Below are 22,225 nucleotides of genomic sequence, written 5' to 3'. Positions count from 1 at the left end.
TCAGGCGAAGCGGTCGCCCCGTCCGATGCGGACGGGGCCCTTCGCGGTGTTCGCCGACGCCGGCTCGCCGCGCTGGGTGACCACGACGACGCCGTCCTCGGCGAGGTCGTCCGCGAGGCGACGGACCGCGTCCATGCGGTCGCGCCACTGCTCTCCGCCGACCACGCGGGCGACGTCGCTGGGACAGATCGTCGAGCCGCCACGCTTGCGGAGCAGGGCGCGCATCGCGGCGGTCGAGCGGGCGGCGATCGAGTGGTCGGTGGGCTCCTCCCACCACGGCCGGCCCCGTTCGCCGAGGGCGACCTTGGCGTCGCCGACCCGGTCGCGGGCGTCGGGCTCGCCGGCCTTCACCGCCCGTCGCGCGCTCATCAGCTCGTCGACCAGCTCCTGGCGCAGCGCATCGGGGATCTGCGGATCCGTGGCGCGCCACTTCCGCCCACCGATGACCAGGAAGTGGCCGTCGGGGGTGCGCTCCGACTCGGTGTCCCTCGGCATGGGCGTCCTCCCGTCGCCTCGACGCTAGTCGAGCCCACGGGGTGACGCAGGGTGGTCAGCGGACAGGGTGGTCAGCGGACAGGGTGGTCAGCGGACGCCGAGGGGACCGGCGAGAGGGAGCGACCACGGCAGCGCCGCGTGCTCGTCGCGCAGGAACTCCAGCGGCTTGACCATGTCGTCGGGCATCGGCGTCGTGCGGCGGGTGCTGAGGTCGACGTGCAGCTCGAGGAACTCCAGCGTGTTTGCCACGGTGCCGCGGGAGCGGTTCGCCAGGATCGTCTGGCCGTGGACCGTCTTCGGACCCACGCCGAGGATCCGCAGGTGCACCGAGAGCTCGTCGCCGACGAGGGACTCGTCGAGGAACCGGACGTGGTGCTCGACGCTGAAGACGCTGTGACCCGTGCGGTGGCGGTAGTCGTCGTCGAAGCCCAGCTCGCGGAACGCCAGGTCCGAGCCCTCCATGTGGAGCCGGTAGTAGTGGCAGACGTTGACGTGCCCGTTGCCGTCCTCGAACTCCGGCGGGGCGACGAGGCGCATCGCGGTGCCGAGGGCGTCGAGGTCGTCCACGGTGGGCCGTGCGGGGGTGGTCATGGCGGTCACTCTAACCAGAGCCGGATTCCGGATCAGACGCTCGCCCCATGGAACGGGGGTGGTCCGGACGAGGCCTGCCGGGCTATCGTGTTTAAATCTGAAACCAAGTTCACCTTGTGATGCAGGACCATGAGCCGCATCACAGCCGAGGCAATCGAAGGACACGCATGGTCAACATCGTTTCGCGGATCTGGGCCCACGCCGACTCCGAGCCGGACCGGGTCGCGCTCCGTTCGCCGCGCACCGTGACGTACGCGGAGCTGCGTGAGACGAACCGCCGCGTCGCGGGCGCCGTGCGCGCCGCCGGGCTCGCGCCGCTGGACCGCGTGCTGTTCATCGCGCCGACGATCACCGAGTTCCCCGAGGTCTACTACGGCCTCCACGCCGCCGGCGTGACCGTGACGACGATGAACGTCATGTCGACGTCCCCCGAGATCGGCTACGTCCTCGACGACTCCGAGGCCTCGCTGGTCATCGCCTGGCACGAGTGCGCCGACGCGGCGCGCGAGGCCGCCGCCGACCGCGGCGTGGAGTTCTGGCAGCTCGAGCCCGGCCTGGCCTTCGACGCCGAGCCGCTGCAGGACGCGCACGACCACGCACCCGACGACACCGCGATCATCCTCTACACCTCGGGAACGACCGGCCGTCCCAAGGGCGCCGAGCTGACCGCGCTCAACCTCGACGCCACGGTCGACTCGTTCCTGCCCGTGCTCGAGCTCACCGCCGACGACCGCTTCGGCACGGCGCTCCCGCTGTTCCACGTCTTCGGCCAGGCGGTCTGCATGAACACGGCGCTCGCGATCGGCGCCTCCTTCTCGCTGCTGTCGCCGTTCAGCGCCGAGAAGATGCTCGACATGGTCAAGAGCGACCAGCTGACCACCGTCTCGGGCGTTCCGACGATGTGGAACGCGATGCTGCACGCGCAGGGCGACTACACGCCCGAGGACTTCGCCTCGCTGCGGATGGCCTCGTCGGGCGGCGCCTCGCTGCCGGTGGAGATCATCCGCGCCTTCACCGAGCGCTTCGGCTGCACGATCCTCGAGGGCTACGGCCTCACCGAGACCACCGGTGCGGCGACCTTCAACGACATCCACCGCGAGCAGCGGACGGGCACCACCGGCCCGACCCTGCCCGGCACGCAGGTCGAGATCCGCGACTCGGAGGGCCGCGTGCTGGCACCTGGCGAGGTCGGCGAGGTCTTCATCAAGGGCCCGACCGTCATGAAGGGCTACTGGAACCGTCCTGACGTCAACGCGAAGGAGCTCGTCGACGGCTGGCTGAAGTCCGGCGACCTCGGCTCGGTCGACGCCGACGGCTACCTGACGATCGTCGACCGCGTGAAGGACCTCGTGATCCGCGGCGGCTACAACGTGTACCCGCGCGAGGTCGAGGAGGTGCTGTACGAGCACCCCGGCATCGTCGAGGTGGCGGTCGTCGGCATCCCCGACGACCACTACGGCGAGGAGATCGCCGCGGTGATCGCGTCGGCTCCCGGCCACGAGCTGAACGGCGACGAGATCCGCACGTGGGCCAAGCAGCGCCTCTCGGCGTACAAGGTGCCGCGCATCTACTCCTTCGTCGACGCGCTGCCCAAGGGCGCGACCGGCAAGATCCTCAAGCGCTCGATCGACAAGAGCGCGCTGCGCGAGCTCGCCGAGTCGGCGGCTCGCGCCCGATGAGCGACGTCGAGGTCGTCGCGTCGGCCGAGACGCCGCGCGCCGTGCTGTTCGACTTCGGGGGAGTGCTCACCGCGAGCGTCTTCGCCTCGTTCGAGCGGTTCAGTCGTGAGGCCTGCGCCGGCGACCCGCACGCCGTCGTCAACGCGCTGTCGCACGACGAGGCTGCGCAGGCCGCGCTGGTCGACCACGAGTGCGGCCGCGTGGAGGACGAGGTCTTCGAGGAGGCGCTCGCGGGCGCCCTGGCGGCCCAGGGCCACACGGTCGAGGCCGCTGGCCTGATCGCGCGGATGCAGCAGGACCTGCACCCCGACCACGCGATGACCGCGCTCGTCCGTCGCCTCAAGGAGGAGGGTGTCGCGGTCGCGCTGGTCTCGAACTCGCTCGGTCGCGACTGCTACACCGGCCACGGCCTGGACGAGCTGTTCGAGGTCCAGGCGATCTCGGGCCGCGAGGGCGTGCGCAAGCCGTCGCGCCGGCTCTACGAGGTCGCCTGCGAGCGGCTGGGCGTGCGTCCGGCCGAGGCGATCATGATCGACGACCTCGCGATGAACATCCGCGCGGCCCACGCGCTGGGGATGGGCGGCATCGTCCACAGCGACGCCGCGCGCACGATCCCGGCGCTGGCCGGACTGCTCGGACTGGACCCGGAGACGCTGGGCGCGGCGCCCGTGACGACCGGGACTTGAACTTGAGTCCGAATTCAGATTAGGGTGTGAAGCACGTCACGGTCCCCCTCGCGGACCCGCACCGCGGGCCCCGGACCGTCCCCACTCGGAGGAGCACCATGGACATCCACGGCAAGGTCGCCGTCGTCACCGGAGCCGGTGGCGGCATCGGAGCCGCCCTCGCGGACGCGCTGGTCGCGGCCGGCGCGAAGGTCGTCGTCGCGGACCTCAAGTCCGACGGCGTCGAGGCCGTCGCGGCCCGTCTCAACGAGGCCACGCCCGGCTCGGCCGTCGCGGTCGCGGGCGACGTCTCGCAGACCGCCCAGATCGAGCGCCTGATCGCCGTCGCCGAGGAGTCCTTCGGCCCGGTCGACCTCTACTTCGCCAACGCCGGCGTCGGCGGGGGAGTGACCCTGGAGGCCTCCGAGGAGGACTGGGACCTCGCCCACCAGGTCAACGTCATGGCGCACGTGCGCGCCGCCAAGCTGCTCGTCCCCGGCTGGATCGAGCGCGGCCAGGGCTACTTCGTGTCCACCGCGTCGGCCGCCGGCCTGCTGACGCAGATCGGCTCGGCCACCTACTCGGTCAGCAAGCACGGCGCCGTCGCGTTCGCCGAGTGGCTCGCGATCACCTACGGCGACCAGGGCGTGGCCGTCAGCTGCCTGTGCCCCATGGGCGTCAACACCGACATGCTCACCGGCGGCGCCCCGATCACCAACGAGACGCAGCGCCGTGCCGCCCAGGCCGTCACCGACGCCGGTGGCGTGCTCGAGGCCGACGAGGTCGCCGCGATCGTGCTGAAGGCGATGGAGTCCGAGGAGTTCCTGATCCTGCCGCACCCCGAGGTCAAGGTCTTCCAGTCCCGCAAGGCCGGAGACATCGACCGCTGGATCGCCGGCATGCGCCGCTACCAGGCCTCGCTGGCCTGACCCCCGACCCCACCCACAGCCAGCAAGGAGCTGACATGCATTTCGAACTCTCGGACACCGCCAAGGAGTACCAGGCGAAGCTGCTCGCCTTCATGGACGAGCACGTCTACCCGGCCGAGGCCGTCTACCACCAGCAGATGGCGGAGTCGGGCAACCCGAACTTCCACCCGCCGATCCTCGAGGAGCTCAAGGCCGAGGCGAAGAGCCGCGGGCTGTGGAACCTGTTCCACCCCCACAAGGACGAGGCCTGGGGATCGCCCGGCCTGAGCAACCTCGACTACGCGCCGCTGGCCGAGATCACGGGCCGCAGCCCGTACATCGCGCCCGAGGCGATCAACTGCAACGCTCCCGACACGGGCAACATGGAGGTCCTCCAGCTGTTCGGCACCGAGGAGCACAAGGAGAAGTACCTCAAGCCGCTCCTGGCCGGCGAGATGGCCTCGGCGTTCTGCATGACCGAGCCCGCGGTCGCCAGCTCGGACGCCACCAACGTCGAGCTCAGCATGACCCCCGACGGCGACGAGTACGTCCTCAACGGCCGCAAGTGGTTCGCCTCGAACGCCCTGCACGCCAACTGCAAGGTGCTCATCGTCATGGGCAAGACCAACTTCGAGGCCGAGACGCACCGTCAGCAGTCGATGATGGTCGTCCCGATCGACACCCCCGGCGTCACGGTCGTCCGCGGCCTGCCGGTCTTCGGCTACATGGACCGTGAGGGCCACGCCGAGATCCTCTTCGAGGACGTCCGCGTGCCCAAGACCGCGCTGCTCGCCGGCGAGGGCGACGGCTTCATGATCAGCCAGGCCCGCCTCGGCCCCGGCCGCATCCACCACTGCATGCGCTCCATCGGCATGGCCGAGCGCGCCCTCGACCTGATGATCGCGCGCGCCCAGAGCCGCACGACGTTCGGCGAGCCCGTCGCGAACCGCTCGAACGTCCAGGACTGGATCGCCGAGGCCCGCATCGAGATCGAGATGATCCGCCTGCTGGTGTTCAAGACGGCGTACCTGATGGACACCGTGGGCAACCAGAAGGCCCGCACCGAGATCGCGGCCATCAAGGTGGCGGCCCCGGAGATCGCGCTCAAGATCATCGACCGCGCGATCCAGGTGCACGGCGGCGGCGGCGTCACCGACGACTTCCCGCTGGCGAGCTTCTACGCCCACCAGCGCACGCTGCGCATCGCCGACGGCCCCGACGAGGTCCACAAGCGCACCATCGCGCGGGTCGAGCTGCGCCGCATGGAGCGCGAGCTCTCGCGCGCCTGACGCCGGACCGCACGGGCGGCGGGATACTCCTCTGTCCCGCCGCCCGTGTCCACGGGTCGGACCCCGACCTGAACTTGAGTTCGACTATGACTTAGGCTGTGACGAGCAGCACAAGCAGCCGCGCGAGCCGCCCTCGGCGGTCCGAGAAAACCCCCGATTCCCAGGAAAGATCCGACCTATGCTGATGGAGACGATGTGACATGAAATGGCGTCGGTTCCTGGTGTCCCGGCTCGTCCGGCTCGCCTTCGTGCTGGTGGCGATCACCACCCTCACGTTCCTCATGATGCACCTGGCCCCGGGCGACCCCGCCCGGCTCGTGGCCGGCATGGACGCGGACGAGCAGGCCGTGCAGGTCGCCCGCGAGCGCCTCGGCCTCGACCAGCCCATGTACAAGCAGTTCCTCGACTACATCGGCGGTCTCTTCCGCGGTGACATGGGCACGTCGTTCGCGACGAGCCAGCCCGTCACCGACGAGATCGCCCAGAAGATCGGCCCCACGGCCCAGCTGGCCGTCTTCGGCATGCTGATCATCCTGCTCGTCGGCCTGCCGATGGGCATCATCGGCGCGGTGCTGACCCGCAACGGCCACCGCGCGTTCGAGATCATGTTCAGCAGCTCCACCGGTGCGATGGCCTCGATCCCGCAGTACCTGATCGCGACCTTCCTGGCGTTCTTCTTCGCCGTGACGTGGCAGATCTTCCCCGTGGCGGGCTCCGGCTCGCTCAACGCGGCGGTGCTGCCCGCGATCGCCATCGCGATCCGCCCGGCGGCCTCGATCGCGCGCCTCGTGCGCGTCCGCACCCTCGAGGTGCTCGAGTCGCCCTACGTGCGCACCGCCCGCAGCAAGCGGCTGCCGACGCGCAAGCTCTACCTCGCGCACGTGTTCCCCAACTCGATCACGACCATGCTCGCGATGGGCGGCGTGACCTTCGCCAGCCTCATCGGCGGCGCCGTCATCGTCGAGCAGGTCTTCGCCCGGCTCGGCCTGGGCACCACCCTCGTCCACAGCGTCCTCGTCGGCGACTACCCGGTCGTCCAGGGCATCGTGCTGCTGCTCGGCTTCTCGGTCGTGCTGGTGAACGCGCTGGTGGACATCATCCTCGGGATCGTCGATCCCCGGACCATGGAGGCCGGCCGATGAAGAAGCACGAGCGCCGCAGCAGCGCGCGTCAGATGTTCGGCGCGTTCCTGGCCACGCCCACGGGCATCGTCTCGGGCCTGATCCTGCTGGGTCTCACGGTCCTGGTGATCATGGGCCCGAACGGCTTCGGCGACCAGGCCGTCGTCAGCGACATGTCCCGCTCGAGCGAGGGTCCGTCCGCGGACTACCGCTTCGGCACCGACGCCCTGGGCCGCGACATCCTCACCCGCACCCTGGCGGCGACCCGGCTCTCGATCCTCTACGCGTCGGCCGCCGTGCTGTTCGCGATGGTGGTCGGCGGCCTGATCGGCGGTCTCATCGCCGCCGGCGGCCCCCGCGTCCGCAAGGTCGGCGGCGCCGTCATCGACTCGATGATGGGCTTCGGCGACATCCTGCTCGCCGTCGTGGTCGTCGCGATCGTCGGCGTCGGCGCGAAGGGCGCGGTGCTGGCCATCGGCGTCGCCTTCACGCCGCACTTCGCCCGCTTCACGTACAGCCTCGTGGACTCGGTGATGGTGCGGGACTACATGTCGGCCGCGCGCGTCGTGGGCGTCAACAAGTCCGGCATCGGCACGCGGTACGTCGGTCGCAACGTCGCCGACAGCCTGGTGATCGTCACGTTCACGACCGTCGCCGAGGGCATCATGGCGATGTCCTCGCTCAGCTTCCTGGGCCTGGGCATCCAGTCGCCGCAGTTCGACTGGGGCCAGATGCTCACCGACGGCGTCAAGAACTTCTACCTCAACCCGTACGCGGCGCTCGTGCCCGCGACGCTCATCCTCATCACCGGCCTCGCGGTCAACCTCTTCGGCGATGCCGTGGCCCGCGCGGTCAACCCGGTCCTGTGGAACGAGCGGCCGAGCCTGTTCCGCTCGAAGCTGCGCCGCAACGGCGCGAAGGCGCTGGCGGCCGAGCCCGAGATCACCCTCGATCCCGGCATGGAGACCGAGACCAGGAAGGGACGCCCATGAACGACGACACCCTGCTCGACGTGCGCAACCTCTCGATCAGCATCGAGGGCCGGGACGACGTCCCGCCGCTGGTGCGCGACGTCTCCTTCTCGCTCAAGCGCGGTGAGATCGTCGGCATCGTCGGCGAGTCCGGCAGCGGCAAGACGCTGACCTCGCTGGCCGTGTCGCGACTGCTGCCCAAGGGCCTGTCGATGACCGCCGACCGGATCGACTTCGACGGTCACGACCTGGTGAACGGCTCCGACCGCGAGCTGCGCACCGTCCTCGGCACGAACCTGGCGATGGTGTTCCAGGACCCGATGTCGTCGCTGAACCCCGCGCGCAAGATCGGGGCGCAGATGATCGAGACGGTGCGCGAGCACAAGGGCCTGTCCAAGAAGGAGGCGCGCGACCTCGCGATCCGCAGCCTCGAGGACGTGCACATCACCGAGCCCGCCAAGCGGCTCAAGCAGTACCCGCACGAGCTCTCGGGCGGCATGCGCCAGCGCACCATGATCGCGATGGGACTCATGGGCGAGCCGAGCCTGATCCTGGCCGACGAGCCCACCACGGCGCTCGACGTCACGGTGCAGGCGCAGGTCATGCAGCTGCTGTGCGACCTCAACGACCGCAAGGGCAGCGCCGTGCTGCTGATCTCGCACAACATCTCGCTGCTGTCGGAGGTCTGCGACCGCGTGATCGTGATGTTCCGCGGCGAGATCGTCGAGGACCTCACCACGGCGAAGCTGCTCTCCGGGCCTGATCACCCGTACACGCGGGGCCTGATCCGCGCGGTCCCGGATCTCAACACGGATCGGAACGAGGACCTCGTGACGATCGAGGACGGACAGTTCGACGTCGAACGGGAGATGAACCATGCTTGAGCTGGAGAACGTCGAGGTCACCTACCCCGGACCGCCCCCGTTCACGGCGGTCAAGGGGATCAACCTCTCGGTGCCCAAGGGCTCCACCGTCGGCCTGGTCGGCGAGTCGGGATCGGGCAAGTCGTCCATCGCGCGCGCGGCCATCGGCCTGACGCCCGTGACGAGCGGCCGGATCACGCTCGAGGGCGTGGACATCACCAACCCCAAGGGCAAGGCGCTGCGCCACCTGCGCAGCCAGGCCCAGCTGGTGTTCCAGGACCCGCACGCGTCGCTGAACCCGCGCATGGAGATCGCCATGGCGGTGCAGGAGGCCGTCAGCGTCGCCACGGGCAAGCGCGTCACGTCGCAGTCGTGCGCCGCGACCGCGCTCGACCTGCTCGACAAGGTCGGCGTGCCGAAGGCGGCCGTGCGCCGCTACCCGCACCAGCTGTCCGGCGGTCAGCTCCAGCGCGTCTCGATCGCGCGGGCCCTGGCGCTCTCGCCGTCGCTGATGATCCTCGACGAGGTCACGGCGTCGCTCGACGTCTCGGTGCAGGCGCGCATCCTCAACCTGCTGCGCCAGCTGCAGCGCGAGCTCGACGTCTCGATGCTCTACATCTCGCACGACCTGTCGGTGATCCGCTACCTGGCCGATCACGTGTACGTCATGCGCCACGGCGAGATGGTCGAGGCCGGAACGGCCGACGCCGTCTTCGACGCGCCGCAGCAGGAGTACACGAAGGCGCTGCTCTCCGCCGTGCCCACGCTCGGCGGCAGCCGCTGGCGCTCGCGCCGCGATCCCGTCGCCGTCAGCTGACCCGCATCCCGTCCCGACCCGCTCCGTCCGGAGCAAGAGGAGTCCTGTCATGAACGCCGTCGACCGCCTGTGGGAGCACGCCCGGAACGCCCCCGACAGCATCGCCCTGCGGGTGGGAGAGCAGTCCTGGACCTACGGCCAGGTGCGCGACCTCGTCGCCGCCTGGGCGCAGCGCCTGACCGACGCCGGCATCGAGCCCGGTGACCGCGTCCTGCTCGTCGCCCCGACCTCGCAGGAGTTCGCCGTCGTGCACCAGGCGATCCTCGCCGTGGGCGCGATCGGCGTGACCGTGAACTCGGCCTCGACCTCGGTCGAGCTGGAGTACTTCCTGACCGACGCCGAGTGCTCGCTCGCGATCGCCTGGCACGAGACGGTCGACGTCGCGCAGCAGGCTGCCACCGCCACCGGCATCGACCTGTGGACCCTCGAGGCCGGCGACATCGAGACCGGGCCCGGTGCCGACCTCGACCTGCCGCGCTCGATGCAGCCGGACGACACCGGCGTGCTGCTCTACACCTCGGGCACCACCGGCAAGCCGAAGGGCGCCGAGCTGACCCACGGCAACATCGTGGCCTGCGCCGAGATCGTGTCCGGCACGCTCGAGAGCGACAGCTCCGACCGCGTGGGCACGGCGCTGCCGCTCTTCCACGTGTTCGGCCAGATCTGCGTCATGGTCGCCACCTTCCAGGTGGGCGCGAGCCTGTCGCTGCTGCGTCCGTTCAGCGGCGAGGGCCTGCTGCGGATGGCCGCGGCGCACCGGCTCACCGTGCTGGCCGGCGTCCCGACGATGTGGAACGCGATGCTGCACGCCGACGTCGAGGTCTCGCGCGACGACCTCGCCGGCCTGACCCACGCCCTGTCCGGCGGCGCGGCCCTGCCGCTGGCCGTGGCGGACGCCTTCCGCGAGCGTTTCGGCTGCCGCGTGCTCGACGGCTACGGCCTCAGCGAGACCACCGGCGCCGGCACCTCCGCGAAGCTCAGCCCGCGTCGCAAGGAGGGCTCGGTCGGCCCCGCGCTGAACCGTCTCGAGGCGTGCGTCGTGGACTCCGACGGCAACCCCGTGCCGTTCGGCGAGCGCGGCGAGGTGGCCCTCGCCGGACCGGTCATCATGAAGGGCTACTGGCGCCGTCCCGAGGCCACGGCCGAGGTCATGCGTGGCAAGTGGTTCCTCACCGGCGACATCGGCAAGCAGGACGAGGACGGCGACATCTGGATCCTCGACCGCAAGAAGGACCTCGTCATCCGCGGCGGCTACAACGTCTACCCGCGCGAGATCGAGGAGGTGCTCTACACGCACCCCGACCTGCGCGAGGTCGCCGTGATCGGCGTCCCCGACGACCGCCTCGGCGAGGAGGTCGCCGCCGTCTACGCCCCGCACCCGGGCCGCGTCGTCGAGAGCTCGGCGCTGCGCGCGTGGCTGGAGGAGCGGCTGGCCCAGTACAAGGTCCCGCGGATCTACCACGAGGTCGCCGAGCTGCCCAAGGGCTCGACCGGCAAGATCCTCAAGCGCCAGCTGGACCGTGGCAGCGTGCTCGAGCACGGCATGAAGGTGACGCGGGACAGGAGCGCCTCGTGACGCAGCTGATCGAGACCGGACCCATCGCGGCCTGGATCGAGACCCTCGGCATCGACGCCGTCGGCCCGATCGACTTCACGCGCGTCGGCGCCGGCCAGTCGAACCTCACGTTCCTGGTCACCGACGCCGCGGACCACCGCTGGATCCTGCGCCGCCCGCCGCTGGGCACGCTGCTGGCCTCGGCGCACGACGTCGAGCGCGAGCACCGCATCATGTCCGGCCTCCAGGGCACGGGCGTGCCGGTGCCGACGATCCACGGGTTCACGAAGGACCCGTCCGTCACCGACGCGCCGATCATGCTCATGGACTTCGTCGACGGCCGCGTGCTGGACACGATCGAGGCGGTCGAGTCGGTGCCTGAGGAGACGCGCCGGGAGATCGGCCTGTCGCTGGCGGCGACGCTCGGCGAGGTGCACGCCGTGGACCTCGAGAAGGCGGGACTGGTCGACCTGGCCAGCCACAAGCCCTACGCCGAGCGCCAGCTCAAGCGCTGGCACCGTCAGTGGGAGCAGTCGCGCACGCGCGACCTGCCGATCGTGGACGACCTCGCGGCGCGACTGTCCGCGAACGTCCCGCAGCACCAGGACCTCGCTCTCGTCCACGGCGACTTCCACTTGATGAACGTCATCACCGATCCCTCGGCCGGCCGCGTCACCGCGGTGCTGGACTGGGAGCTCTCGACCCTCGGCGACCCGCTGGCCGACCTGGGCGGGCTGCTGGCCTACTGGCCGCAGGCCGACGACGAGATCATCACGGGCTTCCGTGGGCCGACGATGCCCGGATTCCCGAGCCGGGCCGAGCTCGTGGAGGAGTACGCCCGCGCGACCGGACGCGACGTCTCGGCGATCGGCTTCTGGTACGTGCTGGGCCTGTGGAAGATCGCGATCATCGCCGAGGGCGTCCTGCGCCGCTCGATCGACGACCCGCGGAACACCGCCGTGACCGGCCAGATCTCCAGCGAGCTCATCGACGAGTTGATGCAGCGGGCCGATCTCGAGGCACGTGACGCAGGTCTATGACGCAGGGCACCCCCTGTAGGTAAACCTGAAATCAAGTTCATATAGAATCGTGGCAGTGCCGCGACCCCCGCCGGCACGTAGCGAGTCTGTGAGAGGTCGAGCATGAAGTTGAACTACCGAGGAGGCTCCGGTCGTCCGTCCGCGCTGCGTCGCGGACTGGGATCGGCGGCCGTCGTGGCCCTGGCCGCGTCGCTCCTGGCGGCGTGCGGCGGCGGGTCGGACTCGTCCGCCGGCACGTCCGGCGAGGCACCCGACCAGGCCACGCTGGTGCTCCGCAACGACGTGGACACCTTCGACCCGATGCTGACGGCCGCCGAGCAGGGCGCCGTGCAGATGTACGAGGCGCTCTACGACACGCTCGTGCGCCGCAACTGGAAGACGGGCGAGTACGAGCCCGCGATGGCCACGAAGTGGGAGGCCACGCCCACCAAGATCGACTTCGAGCTCAAGACGGGCCTGAAGTGCAGCGACGGCACGGACCTCAAGCCGACCGACATCGCCAACTCCCTCAAGCGCCTCGCCGACCCCAAGACGGGCTCGATCTACACGGGCCGCTTCTTCGGCGCCGGCGGCGTGAAGGAGATCGTCGGCGACGACGCCGCGAACACCGTCTCGGTCGAGGTCAACGAGCCGCACTCGGACCTCATCGACAGCATGGCCACCGCCTTCATCGTGTGCCCGAAGGGCCTCGAGGACACCGAGAAGCTGGCCACCGAGCCGCAGGGCTCCGGCCCCTACCGCCTCGCCTCGATGAAGCGCGGCGACACGTACGAGCTCGAGGCGTGGGACTCCCCGGCGCTGGAGGATCCCGACAGCGTCCCGGCGAAGCTGACCTACCGCGTCGTGACGTCGGACTCGACCCGCGCGAACCTGGTCGACACGGGCGACGCCGACATCGTCAGCGTCGTGGGCCGTGACTCCAAGCGCCTCGAGTCGGTCGTCGAGCCGATCCAGGGCAAGGCGTTCCAGTCCGACTCGGTCGTGTTCAACCAGCGCGACGGCGCTCCGTTCGCCGACGAGGCGCTGCGCCGCGTGGTGGCCCAGGCCCTCGACGCCGAGAGCTACACGAAGGCCGCGTCCTTCGACGTGGGCGAGGCGATCGACACCCTCGCGACGCCGAACATGGACTGCTACGTCGAGAGCAACGGCGACCTCAAGCCGAAGTTCGACAAGGACCAGGCCAAGGCCGACCTCGAGGCCGCCGGCTACGGCGAGGGCGGCAAGGAGCTGACCGTCCGTCTGCTGGGCTACGACCTGCAGAACTCGGGCCCCGAGTACGTCGCCGACGCCCTGCGCGAGCTGGGTATCACGGTCGAGATCACCAACGGCACGCTGGCCCAGGCGGCCGGCATCGTCTACGGCGACTCCGGCGAGTGGGACCTGCTGGTCTTCCCGATGAACGCGCCCGCGCCGCACCTGTACCCGGCCGTGACGAAGATGAGCTCGAACCTCGGTGAGGGCGGCTCGTACAACTTCGGTCGCGTCACAAACCCCGAGTTCGACAAGTTCGCCAAGCTGGCGCCCGCGTCGACCGGTGACGAGCGGTGCGAGAACTGGAGCAAGGCCGAGGCGGCCCTGCTCGAGCGCGTCGACGTCGTGCCGATGATGTGGCCGATCGCCAACTACTTCTCGAAGGACCTGACCTTCGAGACGGGCTACCGCACGACGGACCTGCGCACCATCCGCGTCAAGGGCTGAGCCAGCGCGGAGCCTGCGCTCCGTGCGTCCGGACGGGCCGGTTCTCCTCGGGTTCCCTCAACCCGACGGGGGACCGGCCCTTCGGTCTAAATGAAACTGAATTCAGTATTGATCTTTGTGGTGACCTCGGTCACACTCTTTGCAGAAACTGAATTCGGTTTCAGACTTCCCGACGAAGGATTGACCCCATGATCTCTCCCCGAACCCGTCCCTGGCGGCGCACCGTCGGCCTGGCCGGCGCCCTCGTGCTGTCGACCTCGATCCTCGCCGCGTGCGGTGGCTCGTCCGACGAGGGCGACCGCGTCGCCGGCGAGGCTCCCGACAGTGTCGTGATGGACCTGCGCAACGACCCGGACACGTTCGACCCGTTCCTGACCGCCGCCGACCAGGGCGCGGTGCAGATGTACGAGGCCATCTACGACACCCCGGTCCGCCGTGACATGAAGACGGGGGAGTACGTGCCCGCGATGGCGACGGAGTGGGAGGTCACGACGACGAAGATCGACATGACCTTCAAGGAGGGGCTGACCTGCGCGGACGGCACGAAGCTGACCGCCACGGACATCGCGAACTCGATGAAGCGCCTGGCCGACCCGAAGACGGGCTCGATCTACACCGGCCGTCTCTTCGGCGCCGGCGGCGTGAAGGAGATCGTCGCGGACGACGCGGCCAACACCGTCTCGATCGAGGTCAACGACCCGCACTCGGACCTGCTCGACAGCATGTCGACCGCGTTCGTCATCTGCCCCAAGGGTCTGCAGGACACCGAGAAGCTGGCCACCGAGCCGCAGGGCTCGGGCCCCTACAAGATCACCTCGCTCAAGCGCGGCGACACGTACGAGCTCGAGGCGTGGGGCTCCCCGGCGCTCGAGGACCCCGAGAGCGTCCCGGACAAGATCACGTTCCGCGTCATCACCAACGACGCCACCCGCGCGAACCTCTTCGAGACCGGTGAGACCGACATCGCCGGCATCCTGGGCCGCGACTCCGAGCGCCTCGAGGGCAGCCACGAGTTCATCCAGGGCAAGGCCTTCGAGGCCGACTCCCTGACGTTCAACCAGCGCCCCGAGGCGCCCATGTCCGACGAGCGCCTGCGCCGGGTCGTCGCCCAGGCGATCGACGCGGCGGCGTACACGAAGGCCGCGTCCTTCGGCGTCGGTGAGCCGGCCAACACGGTCGTCACGCCGAACATGGACTGCTACACCGAGTCCAACGGCGAGCTGGGCCTCAAGTACGACCCCGACCAGGCCAAGGCCGACCTCGAGGCCGCGGGCTACGGCCCCGGCGGCAAGAAGCTGACCGTGCGCCTGCTGGGCTACGACGTGCAGAACTCCGGCCCCGACTACGTCGCCGACGCGCTGCGCAAGATCGGCATCGACGTGAAGGTCACCAACGGCACGCAGGCCCAGGCCGGCGCGATCGTGTACGGCGACGAGGGCGACTGGGACGTCATCGTGTTCCCGTACCTCAGCGCCGCGCCGCACCCGTACCCGCTCGTGACGAAGATGAGCTCGAACCTCGGCGAGGGCGGCTCGTACAACTTCGGCCGCACCCGCAACGACGACTTCGACAAGTTCTCGGCCGTCGCGACCAGCTCGCTGGGTGAGGAGCGCTGCGAGAACTGGGGCAAGGCCGAGGCCGCGCTGCTCGAGCAGACGAACCTCGTCCCGCTGCTGTGGCCGATCGCCAACTACTACGCGGACGGACTCACGTTCAACGCGACGTACCGCACGGTCGACCTGCGGACCATCCGCGGGACCGAGTGAGACCCGGTGGGCGCCCCGCACGGTCGGGGCGCCCACCGGCCCCACGCCCCCGAACCAGCCCGCCACCGGCGGGCCCAGCAAAGGAGAGTCATGTCAGTCGTACTCACGGAGAAGGTCCTGGACGACCGGGCCCTGCTGATCACCCTGAACCGTCCCGACGCCCGCAACGCCGTCAACGGCCAGGTGGCGCGCGAGATGGCCGCGATCCTCGACGAGCTCGACGCCGACCCCTCGCTGGTCGTCGGCATCATCCGCGGCGAGGGCCGCGGCTTCAGTGCCGGCATGGACCTCAAGGCCTTCCTCGAGGGCGACGTCCCGATGTTCGAGGACCGCGGCTTCGGCGGCTTCGCCCAGCGCGGCCCCAAGACCCCGCTGATCGCCGCGATCGAGGGCTTCGCCGTCGCCGGCGGCCTCGAGATGGCGCTGGCCTGCGACCTCATCGTCGCCGCCTCCGACGCCAAGCTCGGCCTCCCCGAGGTCAAGCGCTCGCTCATCGCCGCGGGCGGCGGACTGCTCCGCCTCGCCCAGCGCATCCCGTACCACGTGGCCGCCGAGATCGCCCTGACCGGCGACCACGTCCCCGTCGAGCGGCTGTACCAGGTCGGCCTGGTCAACCGCGTCGCCGAGCCGGGCCGCGCCCTCGAGGTCGCCCTCGAGCTGGCCGGCCAGCTGGTCGACAACGCCCCGCTGGCCCTCGAGGGCTCCAAGTACGTCCTCGAGAATGCCGCCGACTGGGGCATGCAGGAGGGCTGGAAGCAGCAGGACCCGGTCATGCTGCGCGTCAACCAGTCCGAGGACGCCCGCGAGGGCGCCACCGCGTTCGCCGAGCGTCGCGCGCCCGTGTGGCGCGGACGCTGACCCCGAGATTTCCCACCCACCCACGAAGGACAGAACCTTGACCGACACCACCCAGCTGCCCGTCCGTCCCCAGAACGTCGCCGACCTCGAAGCCCTCGTCGGGAAGGTCATCGGCCCCACCGAATGGCACGAGGTCACCCAGGAGAAGGTGAACGCGTTCGCCGACGCGACCGGTGACCACCAGTGGATCCACGTCGACCCCGAGCGGGCCGCCGAGAGCCCGCTCGGCACGACGATCGCCCACGGCCTGTACAGCCTCTCGCTGGGCCCGGCGTTCTCGTACTCGCTCATCTCGTTCGAGGCGTTCGCGCACAGCCTGAACTACGGCTACGAGAAGGTGCGCTTCCCCGCGCCGCTGCCGATCGGCTCGCGCGTGCGCATGACGACCGAGGTCATCTCGATCGATCACGTGCCCGGTGGCGTGCAGCTGCGCGCCCGCCAGGTCTTCGAGCGCGAGGGCTCCGAGAAGCCCGTGGCGGTCGCCGAGTCCCTCGGCCGGCTTGTAGAAGCCGAGTAACAACGCGTGCTGCCACGCCGCGCAGAGCCGAACCTGACGTCACCTTCCCTCTAGGATGACGGCATGAGCAGCTCCCCAGAGAACGCGACGCGCCACCGTCGCTCGGCCGGGTTCGCCGGCCCGGCGACGGAGCGCGAGCTGCCCACGACGCCTCGTGGGCTGCGCACGCGCGCCAACCTGATCGACGCGGCGCGCGTCGTGTTCGAGCGCGACGGCTTCCTCGATGCCCGCCTCGTGGACATCACCACCGAGGCGGGCATCTCGGCCGGCTCCTTCTACACGTACTTCGACAGCAAGGAGGAGATCTTCTCCGCCGTGCAGGCCGAGGTCGAGGAGGAGATGCTCCACCCGGACGTCCGCGCCGTCGACGCCGTCGGTGACGACCCCATCGCGCAGGTCCGCGCGGCCAACCGGGCCTACCTGGAGTCCTACGAGCGCTACGCGCCGTTCATGCGCCTGCTCGAGCAGGTCGCCAGCATCGACGAGGACTTCCGCGAGCAGCGCCGCAAGCGCGGCGAGGCGTTCGTGCAGCGCAACGCGCGCAGCATCAAGCAGCTCCAGGACCGCGGCGTCGCCGGGGCCGACATCGACCCGCAGCTGGCGTCCTACTTCCTCTCGGGCATGGTCGCCCGCGCCGCCTACTCGCGCTTCGTGCTGGGCGAGGACTGGACGATCGACCAGATGGTCGACTCCCTGACCCAGCTGTGGGTCAACGCGCTGCAGATCTCGCCGTCGGCCGACTGAGGCGGCTCAGCGGTTCGAGGGCTCCCGGCTGGGGGCCGGCTCCTCCGCGGCATGCGCCGAGCGCCGCGGGATGCCGACGAGCGTGATGACGATGCTGAGCGCCATGCTCGCGGCGCCGATCGCGAAGGCGATCGTGAACACCGACTCGCGCGGGTGCTGGTCGGCCATGAGGTGGCTCGCGATGAGCGCGACCATCAGGGCGCTGCCGAGCGCGCTGCCGGCCGAGCGGGTGATCGAGGCCATCGCGTTCGCGAGAGCGGTCTCCTGCGGCCGCACGACTGAGGTCACCACGGCGGGGACGGCGGCGAAGCCCATGCTGAAGGCCCCGTTCGTGATGACGCCGCCGAGAATGACCAGCCACGCGTGCTGGTGGAACGCCAGCAGCTGCAGGTAGCCGAGCAGGCCGATGGCCGAGGCGACGAGCAGGGTGGCCCGCCCGCCGAAGCGACCCACCCACATGCCGCCCAGGGGAGAGGCGACGATGCCGATGCTCGCGGCGGGCAGGAGGTAGACCAGGCTCGTCTCCAGCACGCTGGCCGAGAAGCCGTGGCCGTGGCTGGAGGGCACCTGGACGAGGGCGGTGATGCCCAGGAACACCAGGAACATCCCGAAGCCGATGAAGAAGCCGAGCGCGTTGGCCGACGCGAGCGTGCGGTCCCGCAGCATCGCGATCGGGACGAGCGGCTCGGTGACCCGCTTCTCCACCGCGAGCCAGGCCGCGAACGTGACGATCGACCCGGCGAACGAGGCCGTGGTGGCGACGCTCGTCCAGCCCCACGCGTTGCCCTGCGTCATCGCGAGCAGCAGCAGCACGAGGGCCAGGCCGAGCAGGAAGCCGCCGAGCCAGTCCACGCGGCCGGTGCTGTGGGGGCGGTCCTTCGGAATGACGATCACCGACAGGACGAGCAGGACCAGGGCCACGCAGAGGGTGAACCAGAAAATGTTCCGGTAGTCGCGGTCACCGTGCGTCAGGACGCCGGTCAGGACCAGGCCCGCACCGGCGCCGACGCTGATCGCGCCGGTGAGGAAGGACAGGCCGAGCGGCAGCCGCTTGAGCTCGAGGTGGTCGCGCAGGATCCCGACCGACAGGGGGAAGAGGCAGAACGAGGCGCCCTGGATCGCGCGGGCGAACAGCAGCATCCAGAACGAGGACGTGGCGGCCGCGAGCAGCGAGCCGGCAGCCACGGCGCCGATGACGATCAGCACCACGCGGCGCCGTCCGTGCAGGTCGCCGGACTTGCTGAAGATCGGGGTGAGGACGGCCGCGGCCAGCAGGTTGATCGTGACGACCCAGCCGATCGCGGCGGTGGAGACGTCGAGGTCGCGGCTCATCTTGCCCAGCACGGGCACGGCCATGGTCTGCAGCAGGGCCGTGACGGTGGACAGCAGCGAGAGGACGATCACGAGGGCGGCACCGGAGCTCTGCCGCGGTCGGGCGCGGCGCCCGGTGCTCCCTGACATGCGTGTGGATCCTTCCCTGCGTCCGGCGCCTGTTGACATCAGGGGGCGGAGCGGTCAGAGTTGAAACTGAAGTAAGATTCATGTTAGCCGTTCTTCGCCGTCGGCGTAAGGACTTGGAACCCACGACTTTCGAAGGAACGCCCATGAGAGAGGCCGTTGTCGTCTCGACCGCCCGCACCCCGATCGGCAAGGCCTACCGCGGTGCGTTCAACAACACCCAGGCCCAGGAGCTCGCCGGCCACGCCATCGCCGAGGCCGTGAAGCGCGCCGGCATCGAGGGCGCGGAGGTCGACGACGTCGTCTTCGGCGCCGCGATGCAGCAGGGCAGCACGGGCTTCAACGTGGCCCGCCAGGCCGCGCTCCGCGCCGGTCTGCCCACCTCGGTCGCCGGCATGTCGGTCGACCGCCAGTGCGCGTCGGGCCTCATGGCCATCGCCACGGCCGCCAAGCAGATCGTCGCCGACGGCATGGACATCACGATCGGCGGCGGCGTCGAGTCGATCTCGCTGGTGCAGAACGAGCACATGAACGGCCACCGCGCCAACGACCCGTGGCTCGAGGAGCACCGCCCCGACCTCTACATGCCGATGCTCCAGACGGCCGAGATCGTCGCCGAGCGCTACAACGTCAGCCGCGACGCGCAGGACGAGTTCGCCCTGCTCTCGCAGCAGCGCACCGCCGCCGCGCAGGAGGCCGGCCGCTTCGACGACGAGATCGTCCCCTTCGAGTCGGTCCAGCTGGTCCAGGACCGCGAGACCAAGCAGATCAGCGAGCAGCGCGTGACGCTCAGCAAGGACGAGGGCAACCGCCCGTCGACCACGCTGGAGTCGCTCTCGGGCCTGTCGCCCGTGCTGCCCGACGGTCAGGTCGTCAAGGCCTCGAGCGTCACCGCCGGCAACGCCTCGCAGCTGTCGGACGGCGCCTCGGCGTCGGTCCTCATGGAGCGCAAGGTCGCCGAGCAGCGCGGCGCGAACGTGCTGGGCGTCTACCGCGGCATGGCCGTCGCGGGATGCGACCCGGACGAGATGGGCATCGGCCCGGTCTTCGCCATCCCGAAGCTGCTCAAGCAGCACGGCCTCAGCGTCGACGACATCGGCCTGTGGGAGCTCAACGAGGCCTTCGCGTCGCAGGCGCTGTACTGCCGCGAGGAGCTCAAGATCGATCCCGAGCGCTACAACGTCAACGGCGGCGCGATCTCGGTCGGCCACCCGTACGGCATGACCGGCGCCCGCCTCGTCGGCCACTCCCTCATCGAGGGCAAGCGTCGCGGCGTGCAGTACGTCGTGATCTCCATGTGCATCGGCGGCGGCATGGGTGCCGCCGGCCTGTTCGAAGTCGCCTGAGGAGCGCCATGCTGATCAACGGCACGAGCACCGAGGACGACGTCTACGGAGACGTCGAGGACGGCATCGGCACGATCACCCTGAACCGTCCGGACCGCCGCAACGCGCTGTCCGACGCGATGGTCGCGGGCATCGAGTCGCTGGTGGACGCGATGCAGGACTCCGACGAGGTCGGCGTCATCGTCATCACGGGCGCCGGCAAGGCGTTCTGCTCCGGCGGCGACGTCCAGGACTTCGACGCCAAGGGCGGTGAGGGCGGCGGCGCCGACGAGATCGACGCCGACGCGGTCGAGGCCCAGCGGAAGGCGCAGCGCGCCACCGTCGGCAAGCTCTACCGCAGCCGCAAGCCAGTGATCGCCGCGATCCCGGGCGCCGCGGCCGGCGCCGGCCTGGGCCTGGCCCTGGCGGCGGACTTCCGCATCGGCAGCGAGCGCGCGGTCTTCGCGACGGCGTTCGGCGCGGTCGGCCTGTCGGGTGACTTCGGCGTGGCCTGGCTGCTCAACGACATCGTCGGCCCCGTCAAGGCCCGCGAGCTCATGCTGCTGAACCCGCGCGTCCGCGCGGAGGAGGCGCGCGAGCTGGGCCTGCTCAACGAGGTCGTCCCCGAGGAGCAGTTCGAGGCGCGGGTGCGCGAGCTGGCCGAGCAGCTGGCGAACGGTCCGGCGCAGGCCTACGCGAGCATGCTCGACAACCTCGACCGCGCTCCGCGTGAGAGCCTCGAGGAGAGCATGGACGCCGAGGTTCCGCTGCACAAGGCGACGGGCCTGACCGATGACCACATCGGTGCCGTGCGCGCGTTCGTCGAGAAGCGGACGCCCGTCTTCGGCCGTCGTCGCATCGCCGAGACCGGAGGAGACCGATGATCAACGTGACCGCCGCCGTGACCGTACGTGAGGGCGCCGCCGAGGAGTTCGAGAAGGCCGTCGCGGCCGCCCGTCCGGGCATGCTCGCGGACGAGGGCTGCACCCGCTGGGACCTGCAGCGCGTCAGCGGGAGCCAGGTGGACTACGTGCTCCTCGAGGAGTACGCCGACGGCGAGGCGCTGAAGCGTCACGCCGCGGCGCCCGAGTTCGAGGCGTTCGGCGCGGTCCTGAAGGACCTGGTCGCGGGTGCTCCCGTCATCTCGGTCCTCAGGCCTGTCGGTGAGCAAGCCAAGTAGTCCCCAGGGTGACGCGGTCCCCGGGTCCCTCGTCGACGAGAGCCGCCTGCGGTCTCTCCCGGTGACGGCCCGGGGCCTGCGCACCCGTGAGTCCCTCGTCAGTGCCGCCCGTCGGGTCTTCGAGCGCGACGGGTTCATCAACTCCCGGCTGACCGACATCGCCCGCGAGGCGAACACGTCGATCGGCACCTTCTACACGTATTTCGACAGCAAGGACGAGATCTTCACGGCCGTCCTGCAGGTCGCGCAGGACGACATGATGCATCCGGGCCTGCCGCGCGTCGAGGAGGATCCCGAGAACATCGCCGCGGTCCTGGAGGCCAGCAACCGCGCGTACTTCGAGGCGTACGGGCGCAACGCCAAGCTCATGGTGCTGCTCGAGCAGGTCGCCACGATCAACCCCGAGTTCCGGGCGCTGCGCGTCCGCCGCTCGCAGCTGTTCACCGATCGCGTCGCGCGCTGGATCGAGTCCGCGCAGGAGTCCGGCCTGGCCGACCCGACGCTCGATCCGCTGATGACGGCGCGCGCCCTGGCCAGCATGGTGAGCCGGCTGGCGTACTACTCCATCGCGCTGGGGGAGAGCTGGGACGTCGACGCGATGGTCGAGACGTCGACGAGGCTGTGGTTCAACGCGCTGGGCATGACGCTGCCGCAGCCCGCCGGTGTCTGACGACCCCGGAGACCA

Annotated in this window: 22 protein-coding genes; 19 read left to right on the top strand and 3 right to left on the bottom strand. The window is 70.1% G+C overall.

The window, feature by feature from the left end:
* Together O3S82_RS14230 and O3S82_RS14225 are read right to left on the bottom strand one after the other, a co-directional pair.
* Positions 1-495: a DUF3253 domain-containing protein gene (locus O3S82_RS14230; RefSeq protein WP_179422794.1), complete on the bottom strand. Its 495-nt coding sequence runs from the start codon at positions 493-495 to the stop codon at positions 1-3.
* Positions 496-582: 87 nt separating this feature from the next.
* A complete protein-coding gene (locus O3S82_RS14225) occupies positions 583-1,086 on the bottom strand; it encodes a thioesterase family protein (protein WP_179422796.1) in 504 nt (167 codons plus the stop codon).
* A gap of 167 nt (positions 1,087-1,253) precedes the next feature.
* Between O3S82_RS14225 and O3S82_RS14220 the strand changes: the two genes are divergently transcribed.
* The 15 genes from O3S82_RS14220 to O3S82_RS14150 all read left to right on the top strand — a co-directional run bounded on the left by O3S82_RS14220 (position 1,254) and on the right by O3S82_RS14150 (position 17,577).
* The gene (locus tag O3S82_RS14220; protein WP_179422798.1) at positions 1,254-2,765 is read left to right on the top strand and encodes a class I adenylate-forming enzyme family protein; all 1,512 of its coding nucleotides are present in this window, start codon (positions 1,254-1,256) and stop codon (positions 2,763-2,765) included.
* Complete coding sequence (locus tag O3S82_RS14215) at positions 2,762-3,451, top strand: HAD-IA family hydrolase (RefSeq protein ID WP_269303692.1); 690 nt, start codon at positions 2,762-2,764, stop codon at positions 3,449-3,451. Before O3S82_RS14220 ends, O3S82_RS14215 begins: the two co-directional genes overlap by 4 nt.
* A gap of 98 nt (positions 3,452-3,549) precedes the next feature.
* The gene (locus tag O3S82_RS14210) at positions 3,550-4,359 is read left to right on the top strand and encodes an SDR family oxidoreductase (protein ID WP_179422802.1); all 810 of its coding nucleotides are present in this window, start codon (positions 3,550-3,552) and stop codon (positions 4,357-4,359) included.
* Between the two features lie 35 nt (positions 4,360-4,394).
* Positions 4,395-5,627 (top strand): acyl-CoA dehydrogenase family protein, encoded by a 1,233-nt coding sequence (locus O3S82_RS14205; protein WP_179422804.1) that lies wholly within the window; start codon positions 4,395-4,397, stop codon positions 5,625-5,627.
* Positions 5,628-5,827: 200 nt separating this feature from the next.
* Complete coding sequence (locus O3S82_RS14200; protein ID WP_179422806.1) at positions 5,828-6,769, top strand: ABC transporter permease; 942 nt, start codon at positions 5,828-5,830, stop codon at positions 6,767-6,769.
* A complete protein-coding gene (locus O3S82_RS14195) occupies positions 6,766-7,740 on the top strand; it encodes an ABC transporter permease (RefSeq protein WP_179422808.1) in 975 nt (324 codons plus the stop codon). Before O3S82_RS14200 ends, O3S82_RS14195 begins: the two co-directional genes overlap by 4 nt.
* On the top strand, positions 7,737-8,603 hold the full coding sequence (locus tag O3S82_RS14190) for an ABC transporter ATP-binding protein (RefSeq protein WP_179422810.1): 867 nt from the start codon (positions 7,737-7,739) through the stop codon (positions 8,601-8,603). The genes O3S82_RS14195 and O3S82_RS14190 overlap by 4 nt, the downstream gene beginning before the upstream one ends.
* Positions 8,596-9,399 (top strand): ABC transporter ATP-binding protein, encoded by an 804-nt coding sequence (locus O3S82_RS14185; RefSeq protein WP_179422812.1) that lies wholly within the window; start codon positions 8,596-8,598, stop codon positions 9,397-9,399. Before O3S82_RS14190 ends, O3S82_RS14185 begins: the two co-directional genes overlap by 8 nt.
* Positions 9,400-9,448: 49 nt before the next feature.
* Positions 9,449-10,975, top strand: a complete 1,527-nt coding sequence (locus tag O3S82_RS14180; protein WP_269303689.1) for a class I adenylate-forming enzyme family protein — start codon at positions 9,449-9,451, stop codon at positions 10,973-10,975.
* Positions 10,972-11,994: a phosphotransferase family protein gene (locus O3S82_RS14175; protein WP_269303687.1), complete on the top strand. Its 1,023-nt coding sequence runs from the start codon at positions 10,972-10,974 to the stop codon at positions 11,992-11,994. The genes O3S82_RS14180 and O3S82_RS14175 overlap by 4 nt, the downstream gene beginning before the upstream one ends.
* Positions 11,995-12,096: 102 nt before the next feature.
* Positions 12,097-13,692, top strand: coding sequence for an ABC transporter substrate-binding protein (locus tag O3S82_RS14170; protein ID WP_179422816.1), 1,596 nt, complete (start codon positions 12,097-12,099; stop codon positions 13,690-13,692).
* A gap of 188 nt (positions 13,693-13,880) precedes the next feature.
* Positions 13,881-15,458 (top strand): ABC transporter substrate-binding protein, encoded by a 1,578-nt coding sequence (locus O3S82_RS14165; protein ID WP_179422818.1) that lies wholly within the window; start codon positions 13,881-13,883, stop codon positions 15,456-15,458.
* 90 nt (positions 15,459-15,548) lie between these two features.
* Complete coding sequence (locus tag O3S82_RS14160; protein ID WP_269303685.1) at positions 15,549-16,316, top strand: crotonase/enoyl-CoA hydratase family protein; 768 nt, start codon at positions 15,549-15,551, stop codon at positions 16,314-16,316.
* Positions 16,317-16,353: 37 nt separating this feature from the next.
* Positions 16,354-16,833: a MaoC family dehydratase gene (locus O3S82_RS14155; protein WP_179422822.1), complete on the top strand. Its 480-nt coding sequence runs from the start codon at positions 16,354-16,356 to the stop codon at positions 16,831-16,833.
* Between the two features lie 63 nt (positions 16,834-16,896).
* Positions 16,897-17,577, top strand: a complete 681-nt coding sequence (locus O3S82_RS14150) for a TetR/AcrR family transcriptional regulator (RefSeq protein WP_179422824.1) — start codon at positions 16,897-16,899, stop codon at positions 17,575-17,577.
* A gap of 6 nt (positions 17,578-17,583) precedes the next feature.
* Here O3S82_RS14150 and O3S82_RS14145 read toward each other — a convergent pair whose 3' ends face one another.
* Positions 17,584-19,038, bottom strand: coding sequence for an MFS transporter (locus O3S82_RS14145; RefSeq protein ID WP_269303682.1), 1,455 nt, complete (start codon positions 19,036-19,038; stop codon positions 17,584-17,586).
* Between the two features lie 143 nt (positions 19,039-19,181).
* Between O3S82_RS14145 and O3S82_RS14140 the strand changes: the two genes are divergently transcribed.
* From O3S82_RS14140 to O3S82_RS14125, 4 genes are all read left to right on the top strand, one after another.
* Positions 19,182-20,381: an acetyl-CoA C-acyltransferase gene (locus O3S82_RS14140; protein WP_179422828.1), complete on the top strand. Its 1,200-nt coding sequence runs from the start codon at positions 19,182-19,184 to the stop codon at positions 20,379-20,381.
* A gap of 8 nt (positions 20,382-20,389) precedes the next feature.
* Positions 20,390-21,244: an enoyl-CoA hydratase-related protein gene (locus tag O3S82_RS14135; RefSeq protein WP_179422830.1), complete on the top strand. Its 855-nt coding sequence runs from the start codon at positions 20,390-20,392 to the stop codon at positions 21,242-21,244.
* Entirely contained in the window at positions 21,241-21,540 is a 300-nt protein-coding gene (locus O3S82_RS14130; protein WP_179422832.1) for a putative quinol monooxygenase, read from the top strand. The genes O3S82_RS14135 and O3S82_RS14130 overlap by 4 nt, the downstream gene beginning before the upstream one ends.
* Before the next feature lie 61 nt (positions 21,541-21,601).
* On the top strand, positions 21,602-22,210 hold the full coding sequence (locus O3S82_RS14125) for a TetR/AcrR family transcriptional regulator (RefSeq protein ID WP_269303678.1): 609 nt from the start codon (positions 21,602-21,604) through the stop codon (positions 22,208-22,210).
* The last annotated feature ends 15 nt before the right edge of the window (positions 22,211-22,225 follow it).

The sequence above is a fragment of the Aeromicrobium sp. HA genome (assembly GCF_027171405.1).
Lineage (GTDB): Bacteria > Actinomycetota > Actinomycetes > Propionibacteriales > Nocardioidaceae > Aeromicrobium > Aeromicrobium tamlense.
Note: the sequence above shows the minus strand (reverse complement) of the source record. Positions and strands in the feature narration are given on the sequence as shown.